Origin of the sequence: Methanobrevibacter filiformis (genome assembly GCF_001639265.1) — an archaeon.
Taxonomy (GTDB): Archaea; Methanobacteriota; Methanobacteria; order Methanobacteriales; family Methanobacteriaceae; genus Methanacia; species Methanacia filiformis.
Genome location: NZ_LWMT01000293.1, coordinates 1 through 10,599, shown reverse-complemented (window position 1 = coordinate 10,599; position 10,599 = coordinate 1). Strand labels below are relative to the sequence as shown.

The following is a 10,599-nucleotide window of genomic DNA, read 5'->3' as shown; positions in this document are numbered from 1 at the left end:
AATCAAATCATTAAGCTCAGTAGAACTAATATGACGCACCACTACTTCTTTAGAATCTTTACTCATATACCAATATTATATATTTTATACTATATAAATATTGTCAAAAAATAGGTATCGTACTATAGCACTTTGATTTTTACTGTAATTTCTTGTATCATTTGCAGTTGTGTAAAATGTATTATTCAATGATAATTCAAGGACATACCAATATGTCAAATTGAAATTAACACCACTGTTTGAATATTGTCCTGAAATATCATTTACTCCCCACCAGTTGAAGTTTAGATTAGTATTAAATCCTTCATTAGCAAGAGCATCCCTACTGTCATATATTCGATTATAATTAACAAAAGTATTATTTACAGCATCACTAATCACAATACTGGCATTATTAATAATAATATTATTACCAGTTATGTTAGTCCAATTACCATTAATATCAATAGCTCCACCATTACCATAAATATTAGAATTAATAATTAAGCTATTACTACCAAATATAATAATAGCTTTTGAGTTATTGGTTAAATTAAGATTAATTAATTTATTACCACTAGCTGAAGTATTAATAGTTATAGCAACATTTTTCATATTACTAATATTAGAATTCAAAATACCATTATTATTACCAGTTATAATAATAAAACCTGTATTATCCGTATCTATAACAGAAGGCTTTGTAAATGTATAATTAGTATTATTACCACTTATTCCATAAGTATAACTGTTGTTGTTAATATTAGTACCATTTATAGTTAAATTACCAAGTGTATACACATTATTATTGTATATAAACTGAATACCTATAACATTATTTGAAATATTATTGTTGGATAAGGTGAAATTAGTTGTATTGATACCAATAGCCTGAGTATTAGCTGTGAAATTAGAGTTACTTATATTAATACTACCATTTGTGTATATTCCTCCACCATAAACTGCAGAATCATTAGTAAAATTAGAATTTATAACTGTAAAATTATTAGCCCTATTATAAATAGCACCACCCATAGTAGCATTATTATATGTGAAAATAGATTTATTTACACTAAAATTATCAGCAACATTATAAATAGCACCACCCATAGTAGCATTATTATATGTGAAATTAGAACCAGTCACATTAACAACACTATTACCTCCATTATAAATAGCACTACCATACGTAGCATTATTAGTATTAAAAGTAGAATTTGTAACATTGAAGTTACTATAATAAGCATTGTAAATAGCACCGCCATAGGTATTTGCAGTATTATTTATAAAAGTAGAGTTAATAATGCTAAAATTGAGTTTATTATCACTAGAAAATGCATTACTATAAATAACACCACCATAATGATCTGCAGAATTATTTATAAAAGTAGAATTAATAAAACTAAAACTACCATTATTAATACTATAAACAACTCCCCCACCATAATTACTACCTGCAGAATTATTAATGAAACGAGATCCAGTTACAGTGAAATTAGAATAACTATTCATAATAACACCACCATAACCATTAATGCCTTTATTATCCGTGAAATTAGAATTCGTGATATTTAAATTAGCATAACTATAACTATAAATAACCCCTCCACCATCAGCAGCATTATTAAATGCAAAATTAGAAGAATTAATAAGGAACTTACCAGAATTATAAATAGCACCACCCTGCTGAGTAGCATTATTATATAGGAAATTAGAACTAATTAGATTGAAATTACCATTGCTATAAATAGCACCACCACTTCCATTGCGATTGCTATTATTTGTGAAGTTAGAATTCATAACACTAAAATTACCACCAGTATTAAGAATAGCACCACCAAGATACCCTGGAGCCATATTGCCAGTGAAATTAGAATTATTCACATTAAAAGTACCATAATTATAAATAGCACCACCACCACTAAAACTACCATTAGTTGCAGTATTATCTCTAAAAGTAGAATTATTCACACTAAAATTACCATAATTAAGAATAGCACTACCAGTATTAGTAGTAAAAGTAGAATTCATAACACTAAAATTACCAAAAACACCATGATTATAAATAGCACTACCAGGATTTGCATTATTATTCTCAAATTTAGAGTCATGAATATTGAAACTAGCATTACCATCATTATAAATAGCAGCACCCCATGATGCATTGTTATTTTTGAAAATACAATTTATAATGGTTATTTTGTTGTTGTTATTTGAAGCATATATTGCACCACCATAACCACTAATAACATTAGCATTTTGGAATGTTAAGTTTTGGAAGGTTATATTGTTATTATTTCCAGTGACATTAAATAATCTTCCTGCATTTTGAGCATCAATGACAACATTTTCAGCATTACCATTTCCTTTAATTGTCAGATTTTTGTTGGAAAAGGCTAAATTATTATCACGATCATTTACTTTATTATATGTTCCAGCACCTAAAGTAATAGAATTATTAACATTCCCTCCACTAGCAATAGTACCTACAGCAGTATTAATTGAATCAGTAGTTGTAAGTGTGATATCAGCAGCACTAACAGATGAAACACTAACAAATAAAATAGCTATTAAAGATATTATAATAGCTATTTTAAAAACACTATTTTTAGAATTATTATTAATATTAACATTACTCATTTTAGAACCATCCTTATTTCTTAATTTATTAAGTGAAATTAATCCTAATAGACTTAATACTAAAATTAATCCCATAATAACCACTAAAGAAACACCAGTTTTCTTCATATCAATATTAGAACCTACAAGTTTATGGGAATTATTATTATTACTATTATTATTACTATTATTAGTGTTATTAGTGTTATTAGTACCATTAGTATTATTATTACTATTATTTGTATTATTATTATTAGAAGAATTACCTTTAAAGTTAATTATTTCTTCAGCAAAATTATATTCATCATTTCCACTAAATTCAGCTTTAAGATTATTATCTTGACTAACAGATATGATTGGATGAATTTGACCATCTTTATCTGTAATAAATGTTCCAATAACTTTATCATTTAATATCACTTTAATTGAAGCATTAGAAATTGGTTTACCATCAGTATCTCTAAGAGTGATAGTTGTTGTAGCATTATGCCCTATTTTAGTATCAGGAACATGAATATTGATATTAGCATCTTTTTTAGTGAAATTAACACCAACAGTATCGTTAGAAGGATTATACTTATCATTACCTTCAAATTTAACAGTAATATTTTTTTGAGTTTCAGTAACATTATAAGGAACCTTAGCTATTCCATTAATAAATTCAACATCAGGGTAAAGTATACCATCAATAGTAACATTGGCAACAGTATTTACAGGATTACCATCTAAATCAGTTAAATTCAAAGTAATATTAACAGTATCCCCTATTTTAGCATCAGGTATTGAAGCACTAAGATTAGTGTCACATTTAACATTAATTGTTGAATTACCAGTACCATTATCTGTATTATTTTGATCTGCAGTTACATTTGCAATATTAACAATTGTCCCCTTACCAATAACAGTAACAGTTATATTCAAAACAGCAGTTTCACCAGCACCAAGGCCACCAATAGTCCAAATACCAGTATTACTATCATAAGCTCCACGATTAACACTACTACTTACAAAACTTAACATAGTAGTATTCAACTTATCAGTTACAAATACGCCTGTAGCATTACTTAAACCATAGTTAGTGACAGTAATAGTGTAAGTAACATTATCACCAACATTCACATAACCTGTAACATTAGATACTTTAACAACACTCACATTAACATAATGAGTTACAACAAAACTAGTACTATTAACAGCACTAAGATACTTATCATTACCATCAAAAACAGCAACAACATTAATAACACCAGAAGAACCTACAAGATAATCAATACTCCACTTACCACTTGCATCGGTTGTAACATTATAATCAACACCATTAACAGTCACAACAACAGTCACATTACTAATTGAATTATTATTCTCATCTAACAAAGTACCATTAATACTAACACTATTATTCACCTTAGCATCAACTATAGGATTAATAATTAAAGTACTATTTAAAGCCAAACCATTAAAAATAGTACTATTAACAGCACCAAAATAGTTAGTATTACCATTAAACTCAGCTTCAACATTAATAACACTAGTTGAATTCACAAGATAATTAATATTCCACTTACCACTTGCATCGGTTGTAACATTATAATCAACACCATTAACAGTCACAACAACAGTCACATTACTAATTGAATTATTATTCTCATCTAACAAAGTACCATTAATACTAACACTACTACCTACCTTACTATCCAAAATAGGATTAATAACTAAAGTACTGTTTAAAGAAACCCCATTAAAACTAGTGCTATTTACAGCACCAGCATAATTATTATTACCATAAAAAACAGTAACAACATTAATAACACCAGATGAACCTACAATATAAGAAATACTCCACTTACCATTTGTATCAGTTGTAGTATTATAATTAACACCATTAACAGTCACAACAACAGCAACATTAGCAATTGAATTATTATTCTCATCAAATAAAGTACCATTAATACTAACACTACTACCTACCTTAGTATCCACTATAGGATTAATAATGAGTGTGCTATTTAAAATTGGTCCATTGAAATGAGTTGAATTTACAGCACCTGTGTAATTGCTATTACCTGCAAACTCAGCAACAACATTAATAACACCAGTTGAATTCACAAGATAAGAAATATTCCAATTACCACTAGCATCAGTTGTAGCATTATAACTAACACCATTAACAATCACAACAACAATAACCCCACTAATCGGAACACCATTTCCATCTAACAAAGTACCATTAATATTAACACTAGTATTCACCTTAGTATCACCAATAGGATTAATAATCAAAGTACTATTTAAAGAAACCCCATTAAAACTAGTGCTATTTACAGCACCTGTATAATTACTATTACCTACAAACAAAGCCTCAACATTAATAACACCAGTTGAATTTACAAGATAAGAAATATTCCAATTACCACTGGCATCAGTTGTAGCATTATAATTAACACCATTAACAGTCACAACAACAATAACACCACTAATCGGAACACCATTTCCATCTAACAAAGTACCATTAATATTAACACTAGTATTCACTTTAGTATCAACTATAGGATTAATAATTAAAGTAGCATTTAAAGAAATCCCATTAAAATTAGTGATATTTACAGCACCAGTATAATTAGCATTACCTACAAACAAAGCCTCAACATTAATAACACCAGATGAGCCTACAAGATAAGTAATACTCCACTTACCACTGGCATCAGTTGTAGCATTATAAGTAACACCATTAACAGTCACAACAACAGGCACGTTAGCAATTGAATTATTATTCTCATCAAATAAAGAACCATTAATACTAACATTACTATTAACCTTAGTATCAGAAATATGATTAATGATTAATGTGCTGTTTAGATGACCTGAGGAGTCTACATGTATTGTTGTGTTTGTGTTTGTGTTACTATCATTCAGGATTATTTCATTTGCTGTTATGTTTGCAATGTTTTGTATTGTTCCAATACCATTTATTATTACTTCGATTTCTAATGTAGCTGTTTGGTTAACTCCTAATGTTCCAACACTCCATAAACCTGTGTTATTATTATAAGTTCCTTTTGAAGGATTGGAAGCTAAGTAAGTTAGTTTAGAATCTAGAATATCATATACAGATACATTAGTTCCATTGTCTAAACCATTATTTTTAATAGCTATTGTGTATTTAACATGATCTCCGATATGAGACACGCCTGTTACATTAGACACCTTTGTAATGTTTAGATTTACTGCTGGTGTGACGTTGATTGATACTGTAGAGTTTATAATTGGATCTTTAAGTGGTTCTAAAGCTTTTACATTGTTTGCAGTGTTGTTTATTTCTCCAGATTTAATAACTTGAACAATCATTTGTAGTGTTACATTTGTCTTACCTGCAATATCTCCAACATTCCAAATACCAGTTGTTTGGTTGTAGGATAAGCCACCAGTCCAATTAATAAGTTTAAAATTATCACCAAGTAAATCAGTGAAAGTAACATTAGATGCAAAATCATCCCCATTATTATATATAATTATTGTAAATTCAATAGTACCATTATTCGAAATACTTGTTACATTAGCAACCTTAACAATAGTAAGATTAACACTAGATTTATTCTCAATAATAAGAACAAGATTCTCACCATCTACTAAAGCATTAATAGACCCTTGAAGATCAGTATCACTTAACATAACAACTTGAGAGAATATGAATGACCTTATATCCCCACTAATATTATTAACAATATTAGTACTATTTCTAATTAACACCTCAACTGTAAAGTAAGGCAACAAGCTTGGATCATTAGCATCTGTATTATTCAATACAAATACAGATGATAACACTGCAGTAGTATTTATTGGATATTTCACTGTTGCATTCTGAGTTGTATTAAATGTAGAATTAAGTGAAACTTGCATAATATAATAATTACTTAATGTAAGAGTGCCTCCCTTCCTTATAACAGAAGTTCCATTAGGATTAGTATTATTTCCCCACCAATTATAATTAAGATTAGCAGTGCCACCAGCCATAGAAAATTGAGCATCAGGAGCATTATTATTGTAAAAACGATTATAATTCACATTTAAAGTTCCTAAATGAATATAAATAGCAGCACCATGTAGAGCAGCAGAGTTATTAACAAAAACACTACTACTTACAGTTAAACTTCCCCCATTACTACAAATAGCACCACCACCCAAAACATCCTCAACAGTTCCAGTAGCAGAATTATTAATGAAACTAGCATTAAACACAGTAAAATTGGAAGCATTATGATTATAAATAGCACCACCACTACGAGTAACAGAATTACCAACAAAAACACTACCATTACCCACAACAAAATTAGCACCAGCAAAATTATAAATCGCAGCGCCATCAGTAGCAGAATTATTAACAAAGACACTATCATTACCCACAACAAAATTAGCACCAGCAAAATTACAAATAGCACCACCACTCCAACCAAAACGGTGAGCAGAATTATTATTAAAAATACTACCATTACCTACAACAAAATTGGCACCATAACTATTATAAATAGCACCACCACAGCTAGAAGCGAAATTATTTATAAAACTTGTATTTTCACCTATAATGAAATTATTTCCATTATTATTATAGATAGCACCACCACCCCGAGTAGAACCAGAATCAAAAGCAGAATTATTAACAAAAACACAATCACTACCCACAATAAAATTGATGCCAAGATTAAAAATAGCACCACCAGAAATAGTAGCAGAATTATTAACAAAAACACTACCATTACCAAGACTAAAATTTCTACCATCAAAATTACAAATAGCACCACCACTACCATCAATATAATTATTAACAAAAACACAACCACTACCAACAATAAAATTGGCAGCATCATGATTATAAATAGCACCACCATTATATCTTCCAGTGTTGTTTATGAAACTTGTATTTTCACCTATAGTGAAACTAGTTCCATTATTATAAATAACACCACCATAAGATTTTCCTGTGTTGTTTATGAAACTTGTATTTTCACCTATAGTGAAATTAGTTCCATTATTATAAATAACACCACCATAGGTAACAGCAGAATTATTAAGAAAAACACTCTTCTTACCTATAATAAAATTAGCACCATAATAATTAAAAATAGCACCACCACTAGAACTAGCAGAATTATTTATAAAACTTGTATTTTCACTTATGGTAAAATTAGCTCCAACGTTGTTATAAATAGCACCACCATAAGATGCAGAGTTATTAATAAAACTAGAACCCTCTAGTATGACTTTAGAACCATTATTATAAATAGCAGAACCATTACCATTAGTACCATTAATATTAGCATTCATAAAAGTTATGTTTATGAATGTGACATTTAAGCCTCTGCTGATGTAAAAGAGTCTTCCTGATCTTTCTCCATCTATTATTACTTTTTCTTTTGATTCTCCAATGTAGGTTATGTTTTTTGTTATGTTTATTTCTTTATTGTTTGATCCTGTGTATGTTCCATTTGAGTGTGTAAAAATTTTGCCTCCTGAAAAATGAATTATTACTAAAATCATGACTCAGTATAACTTTAAATCATTGCAGTTTCTGTCAAATATATTACATTAACTGTCTCATAAGTCTCCTAACTTATTGTTATATAAATTAGTTCTCGACTGGCTTTTTAATCTTGTTATTTTCCTTAAAAATATGATTATTGGCTAAATATACTAATAATTAGTATGCATTTCATGATAAAATATAATACTAACTTTCTCAGGAGGCAAAAATTTTACATAAGTGCTAATAATGAATAATGTTTAATTTTCAGAAGTCTTCTTTAGAAATTAACACATTATATACTTTTCAACAGAATCTACAAATTATACTACTGCAATTACGCTACTACTGTCATGACAATTTAATATTATGGTTTTAAATGTTTCGTTATCTTTCTAATTAAGCTTTAATTTTCTTTATTTTAGCTATATAGTATGAAATTAATAATATATAAACATTTAAAATTAAATAGTCATGACACTACAGAATTTTTTCTAAATTTTTGAAAGATTACTCCAGCAATTATATATCCTAAATCAAAAGTTAAAAAGTAAATAAACACACTAAAATCAATGAAATGAACATATGGTATGTTAAATCCTGTTAAACTACTGTACACCCCAAGTAAAGCTAATATTAAAACTGTAAATTCTAATGTAAGCCTATAATCGAAGAAGAATTTTAAGAACTTATTTTTATAAAATTTAGAGTTATCATTTCCAATTTCATCTATATATTCTGCTAATATGCATATTATTAACGTGGCTAAGCTTAGACCAAGTAATGGACCTGTGAAGAAATTAAATATTACACAGGTTAATATGAAAAATATTAATGATATTACATGATGAATTCCATCTATCTTTAATGATAAAATTCCAGCTATTATGATTGTTAAGAATATATAGCTAGCATCGATAGTGTTGCTTGCTAAATAGCCCATCAAAATCCCGCTAAATATAGCTAAAATAGAAGCCATCAGTTTATTTGAATTTTCATCATACTCATCATCGGAAAATTTCATCAAAAAGCCTGACAGAAACCAACAGCATAGGATGGTTATCAATATTGTGTTCATAAGCAACCTCTTTATATTAATAATCTAGTTAAATTAATAATCAATTAATAGCTATTGTTCTATTTGTCCCTATCATTTTATCATTGAAATTCTATAGTATTTAAATCTTCTATATCCTTACTATTTCTAAATTAGCTAATTTTTCTTCAATTTCTTCTGTAGCCTTAATAACTGCATCCACATGTGGACTATCCTCAGAAATTTGATCTAAGTAATCAAATGCCTCATCAAATAATCCAAGACCACTTAATATCAATGATTTGATAATTAAATTATGGTCGTGATTTCTAGAATCTTCATTTTTTATAGCCTTGTTAATATATTCTAGGGCTAAAACATCCTCTCCTACCACGTGAGCAAAATTAGCTTTAGTGGATAAAGCATAAGAAAAATTAGGATCTTCATCAAGAACTTCATCAAGAATATCCAGAGCATCTGAAGAATTATTTTTCTTTGCAAGATAAATAGCTTTATCTACCTTAGCCCCTTTTGGACGTAGATTATTTTTAATTCTAAATTCTATTATTTCATATGCTTCTTCAAGTCTTTCTAACTTACTCAAAACAAAGATTTTTTTAGAAAGTGCATCTAAATGATGAGGATCATGATTTAGAACATTATTACAAGCATCTAAAGATTCTTCATACATAAATTCCATGGAGAATAATTGTGCTTTGAAAAATAAACAATCTAACCATAATGGATCTTCTTTTGGGAAATTATCAATAAACTCAAATGCTTTTTCAAAACCACCTACATTAAATAAAGTATATAATAAATTTTCCATAATCATCTTATTTTCTGGATTTAATTTAAAAGCTTCTTTAAGAAGTAATAATGATTCTTCATTTTTGTCAAACTCACGCAAAAACTGACTTATTTTACAAATAAAATTCATATCATTAGAATTTTTTTCTAAAGCTTGTTTACAAGTTTTTAAACATTCTTCATTTTTATTTAGATAAGTCAAAGAAGCTATTTTAAGGAAATATACTTCATGTTGGTTTGAATCTAATTTCAATAATTGGTTTGCTATTTTAATAGCTCTTACATGATTAGAAGCATTATATTCTTTACGCAACTTTTTTAAAAGTTTTTCTTTACTGATTTTTGACATGTTTTACCTTTTAGTATTTTAATTGTTGATAATATATTTATTAAATATGGTACTTAAAATTTAAGCTATTTGATGAATTACTATTGTTATTTTTTAAGAATTAATTAATCTTTTTATTATCTAACAATAATGAACAATATAATATAAATAATAGCTATTATATATTGGCTGTGCAATAATTAATTTTTCAGTTGATGGATGACAGTGAATTTTCTTAGTTGTGGTTAGATTGTAAATTATTTTTTGTAGTTTTTTTTATTTGTTGTCTATGTTTTTCATTGAATATCTATT

Annotated in this window: 3 protein-coding genes; all 3 read right to left on the bottom strand. The window is 27.9% G+C overall.

The annotated features are described in order from the left end of the window. Positions 1-84 precede the first annotated feature (84 nt). The 3 genes from MBFIL_RS09890 to MBFIL_RS09880 all read right to left on the bottom strand — a co-directional run bounded on the left by MBFIL_RS09890 (position 85) and on the right by MBFIL_RS09880 (position 10,308). Positions 85-8,130 carry a beta strand repeat-containing protein gene (locus MBFIL_RS09890; protein ID WP_066974045.1) on the bottom strand — a complete coding sequence of 2,682 codons (8,046 nt, stop codon included), beginning with the start codon at positions 8,128-8,130 and terminating at the stop codon, positions 85-87. Between the two features lie 455 nt (positions 8,131-8,585). After that, positions 8,586-9,137, bottom strand: a complete 552-nt coding sequence (locus tag MBFIL_RS09885) for a hypothetical protein (protein ID WP_084266391.1) — start codon at positions 9,135-9,137, stop codon at positions 8,586-8,588. 163 nt (positions 9,138-9,300) lie between these two features. Continuing rightward, on the bottom strand, positions 9,301-10,308 hold the full coding sequence (locus MBFIL_RS09880) for a tetratricopeptide repeat protein (protein WP_066974043.1): 1,008 nt from the start codon (positions 10,306-10,308) through the stop codon (positions 9,301-9,303). Between the last annotated feature and the right edge of the window lie 291 nt (positions 10,309-10,599).